This window comes from Polynucleobacter sp. Adler-ghost (assembly GCF_018688495.1).
Lineage (GTDB): Bacteria > Pseudomonadota > Gammaproteobacteria > Burkholderiales > Burkholderiaceae > Polynucleobacter.
Map to the genome: position 1 here is coordinate 1540249 of NZ_CP061320.1, position 16709 is coordinate 1556957.

Sequence of the window (16709 nt, forward strand, 5' to 3'; positions counted from 1 at the left end):
GAAATTTTTTAGTTTGATATGCTCTTGAGAGTTGTTTTATTTTTGAACTACGATGACGTGGGCTATTGCCATGTCTTGCTCATCACTAACAGTGACCTGAGCTTCCCAGTTTTTATCCTGCATAAATTGCGCAAGTGCACCCAAATACGATGTCACTGGTTTCCCGCTAGGCTCATTTAGCGTTTGGAGCGATCTCCAAGTCATTGGCATTCTCATGCCTAAGCCGATTGCTTTGGAGAATGCCTCTTTTGCAGCAAAGCGCGTTGCCAAGAAAGCAATGCCCCGTTTGTGATTTCTGGCTAAGCGATGTTTAAATACCAACATCTCATCTGGCCCCAGGATCTTTTCAGCCAGACGACCATTGGTGCGATCGTAAGTAGCTTGAAGCCGCTCGATTTGCAAGATGTCTGTCCCGATGCCAATGATCATTTGATATTGAATCTTTTAAGCTTTAGTCCTACCCTGAGCCATCAGAGCTTTCATGTCCGTAATTGCTTTTTGCCAACCCTTAAAGAGTGCTTCAGCAACAATGGCGTGTCCAATATTGAGCTCAGAGAGCTCGGCAATAGCAGCAACTGGAATTACATTGCCCTCGTGCAAACCATGACCTGCATTGACTCGCATACCAATGCTTTTTCCAAACTGGGCTGCATTTCTGATGCGCTCGAGCTCTTGCTTCTGTTGATCACCAGCCAGATCTGCGTAACGACCAGTATGCAATTCGACTACTGTAGCACCTACATCTTTAGCCGCCTGGATTTGCCGCTCTTCAGGATCAATGAAAAGTGAAACCCGTATGCCGGCAGCTTTTAATTGTGTAGTTGCCGCCTTCACCACCTCAAAGTGACCTATGACATCTAAGCCGCCTTCAGTAGTGACCTCCTCACGCTTTTCAGGAACAAGACAAACATCCTGTGGCTGAACCTGACAGGCGATATTAATCATCTCGGGAGTAACGGCGCACTCTAGGTTCATACGCGTCTGAATCAAAGGACGAAGTGCCATTAAATCTGTATCTTTAATATGGCGACGATCTTCGCGTAAATGCAAGGTAATTAAATCAGCGCCAGCCTCTTCGGCCAAGCGAGCAGCCTTTAATGGGTCAGGGTAGACCGTGCCACGTGCATTACGTAGAGTAGCGACGTGATCGATATTAATGCCTAACTCAAGGGTATTGGGATTACTCATACTGGTAGGTTACTAGATTTTCTTTAGATCAATCAAAATCTGACGAGTGGTCAGCACTTGATCTTGGAGATGTAAGCCCAATAAAAAGCGCATTAACTGCTTACTCTCAGAAAGCGTTTCTGAATCAGAAAAGTCTCCCGCTGCGATAGCTAGCAGGGATTTACCGCTCAAGACAGGCCAGTGACCTGGGTCGTCTCCTTGAGCAGGCCTGACACCACGTTCTGGCTGATAGACGTACTGCTCATTTGAGATGGGGGCACTATTGGTTTCAACACAGCGATCGAGTGCTGCCGCATAACCCGTTTCTTGCAAGAGTGTTAATTCAAAAGGACGCAGAATCTCCTCTAAGCCCTTAGATTCTAATTCGAGATTAGATAGGGCTGAGATTGTATCGGTGTAATGGTCGTAGAGTTTTTCATAGTCGTCTTCACGCGCCAAAAACTTGACTAACAACTCATTGAGATAGAAGCCGCAGAGCAATGCATCGCCCACTAAAGAGGGTGTTCCACCAACCCACTCTGATTTCGTTAAAGTACGGAGCTCAGACTTGCCGCTCCAAGAAACCAATAGCGGTTGAAAACGTTGTAAGACTGGACGTAATACCGAATGTGGACGCTTAGCGCCTTTAGCAATCAGCGCCATGCGGCCATATTGCCGTGTAAACACATCCAGAATTAAGCTGGTTTCCTTATAAGGAATGCTGTGCAATACAAAAGCGGGTTCGTCAGCAACACGAATGGAGGCCATGAATAATTACTCTAGTCCCTGCGCTCGTAATTCAGCACGATCATCTGCCCAGCCGCGCTTGACCTTAACCCAAGTCTCCAAAAAGACTTTGCCATCAAAAAGTTTTTCCATGTCAATGCGTGCATCAGTTGAGATTTTCTTCAGTCGTTCACCCTTAGCGCCAATAATCATCGCTTTATGGCTATCGCGATCAACCAAAATCGTTGCTGCAATTCGGCGCATCTTGCCATCCATCTTGAATTGATCAATGACGACTGTGCTGGTGTAAGGCAACTCCTCACCAGTAAAGCGGAAAACCTTCTCGCGCAAAATCTCAGCGGCCAAGAAGCGCTCACTGCGATCAGTAATGGTATCGCCATCGTAGACTGCCGGCGCTTCAGGTAAATAACCCTTAAGCACGTCTAATAATCTTTCAATATCGCCAGGGCTCTTGGCGCTCATCGGTACGATTTCAGCGAACTCGCACTTCTGATCTTCATGGCCACCCAATTCACACCAAGGCTGGCTCATTTCTTTCATGAAATTGAGTAAGGCCTGATCTCGCTCAGACGGAGTCTGAAAGCGACTATTAAAGAGATCTAATTTATTTAAAACCAAGACAACGGGTAAGTCATCTGGCAGCAATTTCAAAACCTTCTTGTCATCCTCACCAAAATAACCGGCCTCTACTACAAAGCAAGCCACATTCACATCTTGTAAGGCGGTAGTGACCGTACGATTCAATGCCTTATTGAGGGTATTCATCAAACGCGTCTGAAATCCTGGTGTATCAATAAAAATGAATTGCGCTTCTTCACGATTCTGAATACCTAAAATACGATGACGCGTGGTTTGCGCCTTACGCGAGGTAATACTGATCTTCTGCCCAACTAAGGCATTTAAGAGGGTCGATTTGCCCATATTGGGGCGGCCAACAATGGCAATGGTGCCGCATCTAAACACGATTAGCCCTTCAGCTTAAGATTTAACTGCTCTTCAGTTGCCACTTTTTTTGCTGCTTTCTTTTTGGCCGACCGAGTCTTTTTGGGCTTACCCAGCGCCTGCGGCAAGGCCTTCAGCGCTGAGATGAGCGCTAGTTTTGCTGCCGCTTGCTCTGCCGCGCGTCGAGAGGCACCCTCACCCTTCACGGCAACCTTGAGGTTTGGTATTAAACATTCCACTTCAAACTGCTGATTGTGGGCTGCGCCACTAGTACCAGTGACGTTATAGGTAGGCAGTGGTAACTGATAGCTTTGCAAACACTCCTGCAATAAAGTTTTATCGTCTTTACCGAGAGTTTTAGGATCAACGTTGACTAGGATGATTGAGTAGAGTTTACGCAAACAGGCCTTAGCAGCATCAAACCCACCATCTAAAAATATTGCACCTGTGACTGCCTCAAGCGTATCAGCCAGAATAGATGGGCGACGAAAACCACCGCTCTTTAATTCCCCTTCACCCAAGCGCAGGTAGTCTGATAGCGATAATGTTTGAGCAATCTCATAGAGCGCTTGTTGCTTCACCAAGTTAGCACGTACACGAGAAAGATCGCCTTCATCTAGATCAGAATAACGCTCATAGAGCATTTCAGCGACAACGCAATTGAGGATCGAGTCACCCAAGAACTCAAGGCGCTCATTATTTTTCTTGCTGTGACTACGGTGCGTTAGAGCTTGATTAAGCAGCTCTAATTTTTTAAAGGTGTAGCCTAGTTGCGCTTGCAGCGGAGCAGTTTCGATGACGGCGCGGGCATTCATGATCTTATTCGAAGCCGCCAATACGGCCCAGATTTCCGAGGTTCAACCAAACAAAGAATGCTCTACCAACAATATTCTGATCTGGTACAAATCCCCAATAACGAGAATCAGCACTGTTATCGCGGTTATCACCCATAGCAAAATAATGCCCCGTAGGCACCTTACAAGTCAGGCCGGCATTAATGTACTGGCAGTTTTCAAACCCAGGAAAACGCTCTGCAGGGAACATGCCGGCAGGGCGATCAGGGTCATTCAAAATCTCATGCCGATTACCGCCTAAGTCTGCAGGAAAAGATTCTGCAAATCGCTTGGCGTAACGCATATTTTCTGGATCTAGATAAGCCTCGCCGCCACTATATTGCAATGGCTGACCATTTACTGTTAAACGTTTGTCTTGATAAGTAATGGTGTCGCCTGGCAAAGCCACAACACGCTTGATGTAATCAATTGATTCATCGCGGGGGTAGCGAAATACCACGACATCGCCTCGTTTTGGAGAACCTAGATCAACGACCTTCTGGTTAATCACCGGCAGACGAATGCCGTAAGTAAATTTATTCACGAGGATAAAGTCACCAATCTGGAGGGTTGGAATCATCGAGCCCGAAGGAATTTTGAAGGGTTCCACAATAAATGAGCGCAATACAAAGACCGCACAAATTACTGGGAAGAAGCCAGCCGTGTATTCCAACCACAATGGCATGCGATCGATGCCTGCTTTACGTCTTTGCGGGGCAAAGTAATAGCGGTCAGCAATCCAAGCAATGCCAGAGACTACTACTAAGATAAAAAGGATGAGGGCAAAGTTCATTAATCGTCTACCTGCAAAATGGCTAAGAAGGCTTCCTGTGGAATCTCCACATTACCCACCTGCTTCATGCGCTTCTTACCTTCTTTTTGTTTCTCTAATAATTTACGCTTACGAGAGATATCACCGCCGTAACACTTAGCCAATACGTTCTTGCGTAGCGCCTTGACGTTTTCACGGGCAACGATGTTGCTACCAATTGCCGCCTGAATAGCCACGTCAAACATTTGACGCGGAATAATGCCGCGCATCTTGGCAACCACCTCACGACCACGATGTTGACTGTTGCTACGGTGAACAATCACCGATAGGGCATCCACTCGCTCACTATTAATGAGGATGTCAACCTTAACCACATCAGCCGGACGATATTCTTTAAACTCGTAATCCATAGATGCATAGCCACGTGAGATCGATTTCATTTTGTCGAAGAAATCCAAAACAATCTCGGCCATGGGTAGCTCATATGTGAGCTTTACTTGGCGACCAAGGTAATTCATATCCATCTGTATACCGCGCTTACCAACGCACAGCGTAATAATCGCGCCCACGTACTCTTGCGGCATATACAGATTGACTGTGACGATCGGCTCAAGAATCGTATTGATCTTGCTAGCCTCAGGCATCTTTGATGGGTTATCGACAGATAAGATGCTTCCATCAGATTGTTCTACCTGATACACCACCGTTGGTGCGGTTGTGATGAGATTCATGCCGTACTGGCGCTCTAAGCGCTCTTGCACGATCTCCATGTGGAGTAAACCCAAGAAGCCGCAACGGAAGCCAAAACCAAGCGCTTGTGACACCTCGGGCTCATACAAGAGTGAGGCGTCATTTAACTGCAACTTCTCTAAGGACTCACGCAGTTGATCGTATTCACTCGACTCTACTGGGTATAGTCCAGCAAAGACCTGAGGCTTAACTTCTTTAAAACCTGGAAGTGGTGCTGTTGCAGGAGTGCGGCCTTGCTGTCCTGGGGTATGCGTGACTGTATCACCCACCTTAGCAGCTTTTAACTCTTTGATGCCAGCAATTACAAAGCCCACCTGACCAGCAGACAGCTCTGGACGATCTACAGACTTCGGACTAAATACACCAACATGCTCAACTAAATGACTTGAACCATTGGACATTAAGGTAATTTTTTCTTTTGGCTTGAGAGTGCCATTCACAACACGCACTAACATCACCACACCAACATAGTTATCAAACCAAGAATCAATGATCAAAGCTTGTAAGGGATCTGCGGCATTGCCTTTTGGTGGAGGCACACGAGCGATCATTTCTTCAATGACATCCTGCACACCTAATCCAGTTTTAGCTGAACAAGTCACCGCTTCCGATGCATCAATGCCAATCACATCTTCAATCTCTTGTTTAGCGCGCTCAGGATCAGCCTGTGGCAAATCAATCTTATTGAGGACGGGCACAACTTCTACGCCCAACTCCAGCGCCATATAGCAGTTAGCAACTGTTTGAGCTTCAACGCCTTGACTGGCATCAACCACTAGTAATGCACCTTCGCATGCTGACAAGGAGCGACTAACCTCATAGGAGAAGTCGACGTGCCCTGGGGTATCAATCAAATTGATGTTGTAGGTTTTGCCGTCTTTGGACTTATAAGTCAGTGCGGCTGTCTGCGCTTTAATAGTAATCCCACGCTCACGCTCGATATCCATCGAATCCAGAACCTGGGCTTCCATTTCACGATCAGAGAGACCACCACATAGCTGAATGATGCGATCAGCAAGCGTCGATTTGCCATGATCGATATGGGCGATGATAGAAAAATTGCGGATTAAATCCATAGCGTCTTTGTAGTCTTCAAAAAACGCCTTGTCAGAACGCACCACGATGATGCGCTGCAAAAAGTCGTCTTAAAGTGATTGTAATGGGTGGCGCCAAATTAGCGCCAAACCCCCTTATTTCATCCAAAAACAAGGTTTTGGCTTATTTTGGCCTTACTGGAATAATCAAGGTGCTATCAGCCCGACGAACAAAAACGGGAACCGACTTATTGGGATCCAAACCCTTCACAAGACCCTCAAACTGCTTTACCCCAGTGATATCGGTATCGGCAATTCGAATGAGGACATCCCCGGGACGCACTCCTGAGCGCGCTAAGGGCCCATCCCCTAAACCAGTAACCTCGACACCTCCGCGGATATTGAGTTCCTTTTTCTTGCTATCGGAGGGCTCAGAAACTGCCACCCCAAGAGAATTGGCATTACTGCTAGATGAACCTGAGTTTTCAGACTTTTTCACGGCAGCTTGACCTGCTTCGGTATCCACTACAGAAACCATCAAATCCTTAGTGGAGCCTTTACGCCAAACCTGTACGTTGGCGCTAGTTCCTGGCTTTGTTTCCCCAACGGCTCTTGGCAAATCAGTAGACTTACCAATATCACGACCATTAAAGCTCAAAATCACATCACCAGACTCAATGCCACCCGCTGCTGCTGGGCCACCTGGCTCCACATTGCGAACATAGGCTCCACGCGGTTTACCCAGTCCCAAACTCTCTGCAATCTCCTTGGTCATCTCCCCCAGAGCAACACCGATGCGACCACGAGTCATCTTTCCATTGGTGCGCAGTTGCTCTGCAACGCGCATCGCCTCATCTATTGGAATGGCAAAAGAGATGCCCATATATCCGCCAGAGCGACTAAAGATTTGCGAATTAATACCAATCACTTGGCCAGCGGTATTCAATAAAGGGCCGCCGGAGTTACCAGGATTAACAGCTACGTCAGTTTGAATGAAAGGCAAGTAATCCCCAGTGTCACGACTCTTGGCAGATACGATGCCAGCAGTCACGGTGTTTTCTAAGCCAAATGGGGAGCCAATTGCCAATACCCACTCGCCCACCCTCACTCGAGAAGAGTCACCGAGCGGCAACTTAGGCAAATCACGCGCATCAATTTTGACAACCGCCATGTCGGTTCGCTTATCCATACCCAATAACTTAGCTTTGTACTCACGCTTGTCTGTCAAGGTGACATAAATGGTATTCGCGCCCTCGACTACGTGAGCATTAGTCAAAATTAAGCCATTCGATTCAATAATGAAGCCAGAGCCTACGCCGCGATCAGCCTCTTGAGGTTTGCCAGAATTTGGTTGTGCTTGCTTAGGTCCGCCAGGCAATCCTGGAATAGGCACACCAAAGAAACGACGGAAGAATTCGGCCTGATCCTCGGGCATCCCAGGAATACCGCCCTGAGCTTGCTGCTGCATTACCTTTTCAGTAGTTCGAATATTCACCACCGCAGGACTAGCTCGCTCAACTAAGTCGGCAAAGTCAGGAATAGAGACACGTGGGCTCTGGGCGCAGGCCTGGGGGATAAGCGCGACTTGCCCCAAGCTAAAGATAGCCAAGAGCGCAATAAGATACTTTTTCATAATGCTATAGACCTGCTTGGTAAAAACCAATAAATGAAGAAAAAAAGAAAGGAAACAGCCTAATAAGGATATTAGGTCAATTTGCCAAAAATCAAGGTACCGTTAGTACCCCCAAAGCCAAAGTTGTTTTTCACGGCATGGTCAATCTTCACATCCCGAGCAGTATTGGCGCAGTAGTCCAAATCGCACTCTGGATCCTGATTGAAGATATTGATTGTTGGTGGAGATTTCTGGTTGTGTAGCGCCAAAATAGTAAAGACGGATTCCAATCCACCGGCACCGCCTAAGAGGTGGCCAGTCATGGATTTGGTGGAGTTAATCAAGGTCTTCTTAGCCTGATCGCCAAGGGCAGCCTTGATGGCGCCGGTTTCGTTCTTGTCACCTAAGGGTGTAGAGGTACCGTGTGCATTGATGTATTGAATTTGATCTGGATTTAAACCGGCATCGCGCATGGCGTTGACCATACAGCGACGTGGTCCATCCATATTTGGGGCGGTCATGTGATACGCATCACCACTCATACCAAAACCCAAGAGCTCACAGTAGATTTTTGCACCACGTGCTTTAGCGTGCTCGTACTCTTCTAACACCACAACACCTGCGCCCTCACCTAGAACGAAACCATCGCGGTCCTTGTCCCATGGGCGTGAAGCTGTTGCAGGATCATCGTTGCGAGTGGATAGCGCACGAGCTGAAGCAAAGCCACCAACACCCAATGCAGAAATCGTAGATTCAGCACCACCAGCAAGCATCACATCGGCATCGCCATACTGAATCAAACGTGCGGCTAATCCAATGCTGTGTAAACCGGTAGTGCAGGCAGTCACCGCAGCGACGTTTGGACCCTTCAGACCAAACAAGATACTGAGATGACCAGAAATCATATTGATGATGGAGCCTGGTACAAAGAATGGGGAGATGCGACGAGGGCCCCGAGCTAACAACTCAGCGCCAGTCTCTTCGATCATTGGCAAACCACCAATGCCTGAACCAACCATGACGCCAATGCGCTCGGCGTTCTCTTCAGTTACCTGTAAACCGCTATCGCGAATTGCTTGCGTACCAGCAGCGATACCGAAATGGATAAAGGTATCCATATGGCGCGCCTCTTTGGCAGAAACATATTCTTCGACATTAAAGTCTTTCACCTCGCCAGCAAAATGCACGCTCAGCGGAGTGTGGTCAAACTTCGTAATGGTAGCGATGCCTGATTTGCCCGCGAGCAGATTAGACCAAGCTACATCAACCGAGTTACCAACTGGTGAAATCAGGCCCAAGCCGGTAACAACAACCCGGCGGCGGCCATTTGATACTGACACAGTGATAGCTTTTAACTAAGCTAGGGAATTAACCCTGAGCTTTTGACTGAGCAAAATCGATAGCGAGCTGAACAGTAGTAATTTTTTCAGCTTCTTCATCCGGAATTTCAATCCCGAACTCATCTTCCAAGGCCATTACCAATTCAACAGTGTCAAGAGAGTCTGCGCCTAAGTCATTCACAAAAGAAGATTCATTCTTGATCTCTGCTTCTGCGACGCCCAATTGCTCAGCGACGATCTTCTTAACGCGTTGTTCGATGTTATCCATTAATTCCCCCAAGGGTTGTAAAAAAACGATGAAAAGGATTTTATCAGCTTGGCAGGCTAAATTAGTAAATCCGCCAAAAAATGATCAATTCCTGCTTTCTGATTAGGCTAAATAGAGCCCGCCATTGACATGCAAGGTATTTCCAGTGATGTATCCGGCTGCTGGAGAGGCTAAAAACGCCACCGCCTGGGCTACATCTTCTGGACTGCCTAGACGCGCCAAAGGAATGTTCGCTTTTAGGGCATTTTGCTGCTCTTCACTCAAAGCACGAGTCATATCTGTGTCGATAAAGCCGGGGGCAACGCAATTCACAGTGATATTGCGGCTACCGATTTCTCTAGCCAAAGCGCGGGTCATCCCCGAAACACCGGATTTAGCAGCAGCGTAATTAGCCTGCCCAGGGTTGCCCATATGGCCAACAATCGAAGTGATATTAATAATGCGGCCAGTACGCGCTTTCATCATGGGGCGCATTACCGCCTGCGATAAACGGAACACCGCACTTAGATTGGTGTCGATGACATCAGTCCACTCATCGGTTTTCATGCGCATTGCTAGGTTGTCGCGAGTGATACCTGCGTTGTTCACCAAAATACTGATGCCTCCAAAATCTTTGACAATCAAATCAATGATGTCTTCGCAAGCCTGTGGATCGGTCACGTTCAATACTTCGCCACGGCCACCACTCGCATGTAAACGGGTATTGATTGCTTTAGCGCCATCTTCAGAAGTTGCAGTGCCAATTACCTTAGCACCACATTTCACTAACTCATCCGCAATTGCCTGGCCAATACCGCGCGATGCGCCGGTCACTAATGCAATTTGTCCGCTTAAATCGAGATTCATATTATCTTCCGTCGTTTATTTCGTGTTTCTTCTATTGCTGATTCGTATTGTTACTTTACGGCAGCCAAAGCTTCATTGAGGCTGAGCTCATCGAAGATGGGCAGCCCTACAACATTTTCATTGATTCGCTTAGTCAGCCCAGCCAATACCTTGCCGGGACCGCATTCCACTACTTGAGTAATGCCCTGCTTTGCCATCGCATTAATAGTTTCTTGCCAACGCACAGGCTTGGCGGCTTGACGGACTAGAGCGTCTTTTATGGCTGCTGGATCATTCAATACATTGACATCAACGTTATTGACTACAGAGATGGTCGGAACCTTAAATTCAATATTCGCCAAGTAAGCTTGGAGTTTTTCAGAAGCAGGCTGCAACAATGACGAATGAAATGGCGCAGATACTGGCAATGGCAGAGCGCGTTTTGCGCCAGCTGCTTTTAGCAATTCACAGGCCTTGCTCACTGCGTCACTGCCGCCAGCAATAACCACTTGGCCTGGAGCATTGAAGTTCACGGCCTCTACTACACCACCAGAGGCTGTAGCAGCTTGAGCACAAACCGTCTTCACAATCGCATCATCCAAACCCAAGATTGCGGCCATACCGCCAGTACCTACTGGCACAGCAGTTTGCATGGCTTGTGCACGAAAGCGCACTAAAGGTACTGCATCTTTAAAAGAGATTACGCCTGCAGCAACCAAAGCAGAGTACTCACCCAAACTATGGCCAGCCATCATCTGCGGAACGGCGCCACCAGAGGCCAACCAAGCACGATAGAACGCGATCGCCGCAGTCAACATCACAGGTTGCGTATTCGTTGTTAAGGACAATGCTTCAGCAGGGCCTTCAGCAATCAGTTTTGCAACATCTTCACCTAAAGCTTCTGAAGCTTCCTGCAAAGTTGCGCGGACTTCAGGGCGATCAGTAATAGAGTTGAGCATCCCAACAGATTGGGAACCTTGGCCAGGGAATACAAATGCAAATGTCATAGGAATAATCGCTGAAAAATGGTTATTAATGTATTTTTGCTTTAGTACTTAATGACTGCTGCGCCCCAAGCAAAGCCACCGCCCACACCCTCTAGCAAGAGATGCTGGCCACGTTGAATTTGACCTGAGCGAACGCCGACATCGAGCGCAAGGGGGATAGATGCAGCAGAAGTATTGCCGTGCTCATGTACGGTCACAATCACTTTCTCCATTGACATGCCCATCTTGCGAGCCGTGCTCTCCATAATACGAATATTGGCTTGGTGTGGCACCAACCAATCGATTTGTTCTGGTTTGAGTTTGGCTTTCTCTAAAGCCTCATGGGCAACTTGCTCGAGCACTTTGACAGCCAACTTAAATACTGCAGGGCCATCCATTGTTAAGTAAGCAGTTCCCTCGACACCACCCTGCTTAGCGCGCCCTGGTACACACAGAATATCGCGTTGACTACCATCTGCATGCAAGGCCGTAGCCAAAATACCTGGCTCGGTAGATGCTTCCAGCACAACTGCTCCAGCGCCATCACCAAACAAAACGGAAGTAGTGCGATCTTGGAAATCCAAAATGCGGGAGAAAGTTTCTGCCCCGAGTACCAATACTTTTTTATAGGTGCCCGTACGAATAAATGCATCTGCAATAGCGAGAGCATAAGTAAAGCCAGCACAGACCGCCTGGACATCAAAAGCTGCGCAATTGGTATGAGCGCCCAGCTTGTCTTGCACTACGCAAGCTGTGCTTGGAAAGCCGCCCAGATGATCTGGTGTGGATGTTGCCAAAATAATTAAATCAAGATCCTCTGAGGTACAGCCAGCCGCTTCTAATGCTACTTGAGCAGCTTTGACTGCCAAGTCACTCGTGAGTTGATTTTCTGCAGCAAAGTGACGAGCAGAAATTCCGCTACGAGTCACAATCCATTCATCGCTAGTTTCTAGACCAATCTTGGCTAAACGCTCGACCAGGTCCTGGTTGCTTAAGCGCTGCTCTGGAAGGTAACTTCCGGTTCCGGCTATCCGCGAATAGATGCTCATGATTATTTTGTCTCCGCCGCAAAAGCTTGAGCGATACGCTCCACCATGCGATTTTTTGCTGCTTCATATGCGCGCTCGAGCGCAAAACCAAACGCAAAGCGATCCGCTGAACCGTGACTCTTAATCACGCAACCGCGTAAGCCCAATAATACTGCCCCGTTATAGCGACGATGATCTACCCGCTTGCGAACACGTAATAAAGGTACCATGGCGCAGATCGCCATCAGTTTAGTCAGCCATGAATGATTAAATTCTTGTTTAATTAAGCCGCTCATCATCTTTGCCAAGCCTTCGCTTGCCTTAAGGACAACGTTGCCAACAAAACCGTCGCACACCACGATATCCGTAGTGCCCTTAAAAATATCATTGCCTTCTACGTTGCCATAAAAGTTCAGGCTTGTTTGACGCAGCAGCTCGCTGGTCTGCTTCACTACCTCATTACCTTTAATCACTTCTTCACCAATGTTTAGGAGGCCGATGGAAGGATTTTGTGTGCCATCGACCACTTGAACCATCACGTTAGCCATTTGTGCAAATTGCACCAAATGCATGGGCTCGCAATCTGCGTTAGCACCAAGATCCAACATAGTGGTGCCACGCCCTTTTTCATTGGGAATCGCAGTGGCAATTGCGGGACGGTCAACACCATCCAGCGTTTTGAGAATATAGCGGGAGATCGCCATCAAGGCGCCCGTATTGCCAGAAGAAATAATCGCGTCAGCCAAACCTTCCTTAACCTGCTCAATGGCAACGCGCATAGAAGAATCTTTTTTACGACGCAATGCCACCTCAATGGGGTCATCCATCAAGACGACTTCGCTAGCGGAAATAATTTGAATACGCTCCATTGGCGCTTTTGGAATTTGACTCAAGGCTTGCTTGAGCACTTCCAGATTACCAACCAAGGTAATCTTCACATCAGCATGTTTTTCGAGAAAATCGCAACATGCGGGGACGGTAACAACTACCCCATGATCTCCGCCCATGGCATCGATAGCAAGTGTGACGCTCATAAAATCAAGTATTGCTGCAAGTGATTTTTTTCAAAGAAAAAAGCGGCTTTTATTGGAGCCGCTTCGATCTTTTAGACTAAGAGATTAGTCGTTTTTTGTTTTGACAACTTTACGACCACGGTAGTAGCCGTTTGGTGAAATGTGGTGGCGCAAATGAGCCTCACCAGTTGTGGCTTCAACAGCCGTAGCAGGTGCGGTCAAAAAGTCGTGCGCACGGTGCATGCCACGTTTGGATGGGGATTTTTTATTCTGTTGGACGGCCATATTGAACTCCTAAGCAAGGCGACATTCTAACATGTAAATTGAGATAAATGCCCGATCAATTGATAAAACGGGTTTGAAATGGCGCTCCAAATCCTTGTGGTCAAATCAATTTTTCTTCATATTTTTCAATATGTTAAAGGGATTTTGAGGTTTTTCAGAGGCATCGGAAGCTTCACCTACTCCGCCAAATGAAGAAATATGCGGCTGGCAAGCGCCCTCTGGATGCTTTGGAATTAAGGGCATAGAAAGGAGGATTTCATCCTCAATGAGCCCTAGAAGGTCAAAGTGCTGACTTGCTACCAAGGGCTCTTGTTGGTCATCCTCCATAGGAAAAGTGTCAGCCTCCTCCTCAGTGGCCACGATGACAAATCGACTCTGTTGAGCTAAATCCAGGCCGCAATCCTGCAAACAACTCTGGCAAACCAGGTGAATACGGCCTTTTACGGCTAATTCCAGAATTTGCTGGGGTTCAGAACCTGGAGAATTCGCAAAATGGGTCTTGACCTCCCAGTGAAATCCATCCCCCGGCTCGACGCTAGAAGCATCCTCAGCCACCCTTGGCAAGGATGAAATCTCCAAAAATCCCGCCCCTTGATAGGATTGAGGGGCGCAAAAATCGATCCGACTCAGGACCTTTGGATCACTAGATAGCTCAACTTGAGGTAAAACTTGATTACGATTCATGACATCAGTCTAAATGAAGGCTTCAGCGAAAGTACAAGTAGTGATGAGTAATTCTGCAAAAAAACTAATCCTGGCGTCCACCTCGGTCTACCGCCGGGAACTCTTAGATCGCTTACGCATCCCTTTTGAAGTCATCTCCCCTCAGGTGGATGAAACCCCCCTTCCTGGTGAAAGCACTCTAGCTTTAGCTTTGCGCTTAGCCAAAGCGAAAGCTGCCGCAGTTGCGAAAGATCACCCCGAGGCATGGGTTATTGGCTCGGATCAAGTGGCTGATCTGTGTGGTGCCGCTATTGGTAAGCCAGGAAACTTTGAGCGCGCTATGGCGCAACTACAACTCATGCGCGGTGCTACCGTGACTTTTCAAACGGCGCTCTGTCTGATGCATGGCGATGTCGAAACAACAATCAATATTCCTACGGAAGTGACCTTTCGAAAACTATCGGATGATGCTCTAGAAGCATACCTCCATGCCGAAGAGCCCTACGACTGTGCTGGTAGCGCCAAGTCTGAAGGCCTCGGAATCTCACTCTTGGAATCCATCAAGAGCGATGACCCCACCGCATTAATTGGCTTGCCATTAATTGCGCTGAGCGGTCTTTTGCGTGAAGCTGGCTTTGTTATGCCAGGTAAAAAATAATGGGCTCAACACTAGGCACCCTCTTTTTAATTCCCAATACTTTGGGTAATGATGCTCGTGTAGAGCAATTGCCTTGGGTTTTACCAAGCGAAACCATTGCCCAAACTGCCAAGCTCATCCACTGGATTGTGGAGGATGCAAAAACAGCTCGTGCTTTTTTAAAAGCGGTCGATAGCGTTTCGCCCTTAGCCTGCACTATTCAAGAAATGCAGATGAGTGAGTGGCGTGGCGTTGCTCGCAATGCCAAGTTTGGTGATGCCGTTAAACCAATGGATTTACTCAAGCCGCTCATCGCTGGTAAAGACATGGGGCTCATGTCAGAGGCAGGTGTTCCCGGTGTTGCAGATCCTGGCGCAGAGCTTGTACTGGCGGCGCATAAGCTGGGCGCTAAAGTAAAACCTTTAGTAGGCCCAAGCTCCATTTTGCTAGGCCTCATGGCTAGCGGGTTGAATGGTCAGCGCTTTGCCTTTCAGGGCTACATTCCCCATGATGCTCAAGACCGCATCGCACGACTGAAACAGTTGGAAATCGAATCTAGAAAACTACAGCAAACGCAAATTTGGATTGAAACACCGTATCGCAATATTGCAATGCTGATGGCTTGTCTAAATGCATTGTCTCCGCAGTCTATGCTTTGTATGGGGATGGACCTCAGCCTGCCAAGCGAAACCATCACCACGCTCTCGATTGATGACTGGCGTAAGCGTTTCCCAAATGAAGCTGCTTGTGCTTCATTGCAAAATAGGCCAGCAGTATTTCTATTGCTGGCCTAAGTGTTTTTTGTGACTTTGTTGATCTATCGTTTTTACTTTAGATCGGGTGTTTTAATTAAAGCCTTGCCTGCTGCAGCGCCAACTTCTGCGCCGAAACGCTTAGCAACACGCTCAGCAAAATTCTCTTTCATGGTGTAGTCCAGAATATCCGGCGCCTTAAAGACATCGCGCGCTACGGTCTCTACCGTTCCATAGCCATCTACCAAACCAATTTTGATTGCCTGCTCGCCATTCCAAACGCGGCCCGAGAACATCTCTGGAGTTTCTTTTAGACGATCACCGCGACCTGCTTTCACTACCGCAATAAATTGCTGATGAATCTCATCGATCATGGTTTTAATCATTGCTACTTGTTGTGGATTTTCTTTGGAGAACGGATCCATCATGCCCTTATTTGAGCCCGCGGTAACCATGCGACGAGTTACGCCTAACTTATCCATCAGACCAGTAAAACCAAAGCCCTCCATGATCACGCCAATAGACCCTACCAAGCTGGCCTTATCAACCAAAATTTGATCGCCCGCAACTGCAACGTAGTAACCACCTGAGGCACAGATATCCTCCACTACGACATAAAACGGTTTGTTTGGATAGAGTTTGCGTAAGCGATGAATCTCATCATTCATCATGCCAGCCTGAACTGGAGAACCGCCAGGACTATTGATACGCAAGACTACCCCTGCACTGTTTTCATTTTCAAAAGCAGCCGTAAGGGAAGAATTGATATCCAAAGCATTGGCCATCGAACTTGAAGAAATCTCTCCCTCTAGCGTCACTAAAGCAGTGTGTTTCTCCATCCCCATGCCACGCCCAGGTATATGGAAATCAAATACCGCCAGTATTACGCCGACAAAGACAAGAAGAGTGAGAATGCGAAAGACTGCTTTCCAACGACGGGCCTTGCGGGTCTCCTTGAGATTTTCTAACAACAAATGCTCGAGCGCTTGACGCTCCCAATTTTGATTTGCGTTCTCAGATTGATTGTGATCCATCTTTTAATCCTTAGTTACTAA

19 protein-coding genes are annotated in these 16709 nt (G+C 47.6%); 2 read left to right on the forward strand and 17 right to left on the reverse strand.

What is annotated here, in order from left to right; genetic code table 11:
- Window positions 1-36: 36 nt before the first annotated feature.
- The 16 genes from acpS to ICV89_RS08110 all read right to left on the reverse strand — a co-directional run bounded on the left by acpS (window position 37) and on the right by ICV89_RS08110 (window position 14286).
- On the reverse strand, window positions 37-429 hold the full coding sequence (gene acpS / locus ICV89_RS08035) for a holo-ACP synthase (protein ID WP_215308036.1): 393 nt from the start codon (window positions 427-429) through the stop codon (window positions 37-39).
- Between the two features lie 15 nt (window positions 430-444).
- Window positions 445-1188, reverse strand: a complete 744-nt coding sequence (gene pdxJ, locus ICV89_RS08040) for a pyridoxine 5'-phosphate synthase (RefSeq protein WP_215308038.1) — start codon at window positions 1186-1188, stop codon at window positions 445-447.
- 12 nt (window positions 1189-1200) lie between these two features.
- The gene (gene recO, locus ICV89_RS08045; RefSeq protein WP_215308040.1) at window positions 1201-1935 is read right to left on the reverse strand and encodes a DNA repair protein RecO; all 735 of its coding nucleotides are present in this window, start codon (window positions 1933-1935) and stop codon (window positions 1201-1203) included.
- 6 nt (window positions 1936-1941) lie between these two features.
- Window positions 1942-2835 carry a GTPase Era gene (gene era / locus ICV89_RS08050; protein ID WP_251370952.1) on the reverse strand — a complete coding sequence of 298 codons (894 nt, stop codon included), beginning with the start codon at window positions 2833-2835 and terminating at the stop codon, window positions 1942-1944.
- A 44-nt stretch (window positions 2836-2879) separates the two neighbouring features.
- The gene (rnc, locus tag ICV89_RS08055; protein WP_215308043.1) at window positions 2880-3671 is read right to left on the reverse strand and encodes a ribonuclease III; all 792 of its coding nucleotides are present in this window, start codon (window positions 3669-3671) and stop codon (window positions 2880-2882) included.
- 4 nt (window positions 3672-3675) lie between these two features.
- Window positions 3676-4482 carry a signal peptidase I gene (lepB, locus tag ICV89_RS08060; protein WP_215308045.1) on the reverse strand — a complete coding sequence of 269 codons (807 nt, stop codon included), beginning with the start codon at window positions 4480-4482 and terminating at the stop codon, window positions 3676-3678.
- The gene (gene lepA / locus ICV89_RS08065) at window positions 4482-6287 is read right to left on the reverse strand and encodes a translation elongation factor 4 (RefSeq protein WP_215310378.1); all 1806 of its coding nucleotides are present in this window, start codon (window positions 6285-6287) and stop codon (window positions 4482-4484) included. The genes lepB and lepA overlap by 1 nt, the downstream gene beginning before the upstream one ends.
- A 142-nt stretch (window positions 6288-6429) precedes the next feature.
- Window positions 6430-7878 carry a DegQ family serine endoprotease gene (locus tag ICV89_RS08070; RefSeq protein ID WP_215308047.1) on the reverse strand — a complete coding sequence of 483 codons (1449 nt, stop codon included), beginning with the start codon at window positions 7876-7878 and terminating at the stop codon, window positions 6430-6432.
- 71 nt (window positions 7879-7949) lie between these two features.
- A complete protein-coding gene (gene fabF / locus ICV89_RS08075; protein ID WP_215308049.1) occupies window positions 7950-9197 on the reverse strand; it encodes a beta-ketoacyl-ACP synthase II in 1248 nt (415 codons plus the stop codon).
- Window positions 9198-9225: 28 nt separating this feature from the next.
- Window positions 9226-9465 (reverse strand): acyl carrier protein, encoded by a 240-nt coding sequence (acpP, locus tag ICV89_RS08080; RefSeq protein WP_046330561.1) that lies wholly within the window; start codon window positions 9463-9465, stop codon window positions 9226-9228.
- A gap of 102 nt (window positions 9466-9567) precedes the next feature.
- Window positions 9568-10311 (reverse strand): 3-oxoacyl-ACP reductase FabG, encoded by a 744-nt coding sequence (gene fabG / locus ICV89_RS08085; RefSeq protein ID WP_215308051.1) that lies wholly within the window; start codon window positions 10309-10311, stop codon window positions 9568-9570.
- A 50-nt stretch (window positions 10312-10361) separates the two neighbouring features.
- Window positions 10362-11297, reverse strand: a complete 936-nt coding sequence (gene fabD / locus ICV89_RS08090; protein WP_215308052.1) for an ACP S-malonyltransferase — start codon at window positions 11295-11297, stop codon at window positions 10362-10364.
- Window positions 11298-11338: 41 nt separating this feature from the next.
- On the reverse strand, window positions 11339-12325 hold the full coding sequence (locus ICV89_RS08095; RefSeq protein WP_215308053.1) for a beta-ketoacyl-ACP synthase III: 987 nt from the start codon (window positions 12323-12325) through the stop codon (window positions 11339-11341).
- Between the two features lie 2 nt (window positions 12326-12327).
- Window positions 12328-13338, reverse strand: a complete 1011-nt coding sequence (gene plsX, locus ICV89_RS08100) for a phosphate acyltransferase PlsX (RefSeq protein WP_215308054.1) — start codon at window positions 13336-13338, stop codon at window positions 12328-12330.
- Window positions 13339-13422: 84 nt separating this feature from the next.
- Entirely contained in the window at window positions 13423-13602 is a 180-nt protein-coding gene (gene rpmF, locus ICV89_RS08105; RefSeq protein ID WP_011902241.1) for a 50S ribosomal protein L32, read from the reverse strand.
- Between the two features lie 105 nt (window positions 13603-13707).
- Window positions 13708-14286 carry a YceD family protein gene (locus ICV89_RS08110; protein ID WP_215308055.1) on the reverse strand — a complete coding sequence of 193 codons (579 nt, stop codon included), beginning with the start codon at window positions 14284-14286 and terminating at the stop codon, window positions 13708-13710.
- Between the two features lie 43 nt (window positions 14287-14329).
- Between ICV89_RS08110 and ICV89_RS08115 the strand changes: the two genes are divergently transcribed.
- A complete protein-coding gene (locus ICV89_RS08115; protein ID WP_215308056.1) occupies window positions 14330-14923 on the forward strand; it encodes a Maf family nucleotide pyrophosphatase in 594 nt (197 codons plus the stop codon).
- Window positions 14923-15696, forward strand: a complete 774-nt coding sequence (locus tag ICV89_RS08120) for an SAM-dependent methyltransferase (protein WP_215308057.1) — start codon at window positions 14923-14925, stop codon at window positions 15694-15696. The genes ICV89_RS08115 and ICV89_RS08120 overlap by 1 nt, the downstream gene beginning before the upstream one ends.
- A gap of 32 nt (window positions 15697-15728) precedes the next feature.
- Here the strand turns inward: ICV89_RS08120 and ICV89_RS08125 are convergent, their stop codons facing one another.
- A complete protein-coding gene (locus ICV89_RS08125) occupies window positions 15729-16688 on the reverse strand; it encodes a S49 family peptidase (protein ID WP_215308058.1) in 960 nt (319 codons plus the stop codon).
- Window positions 16689-16709 lie beyond the last annotated feature (21 nt).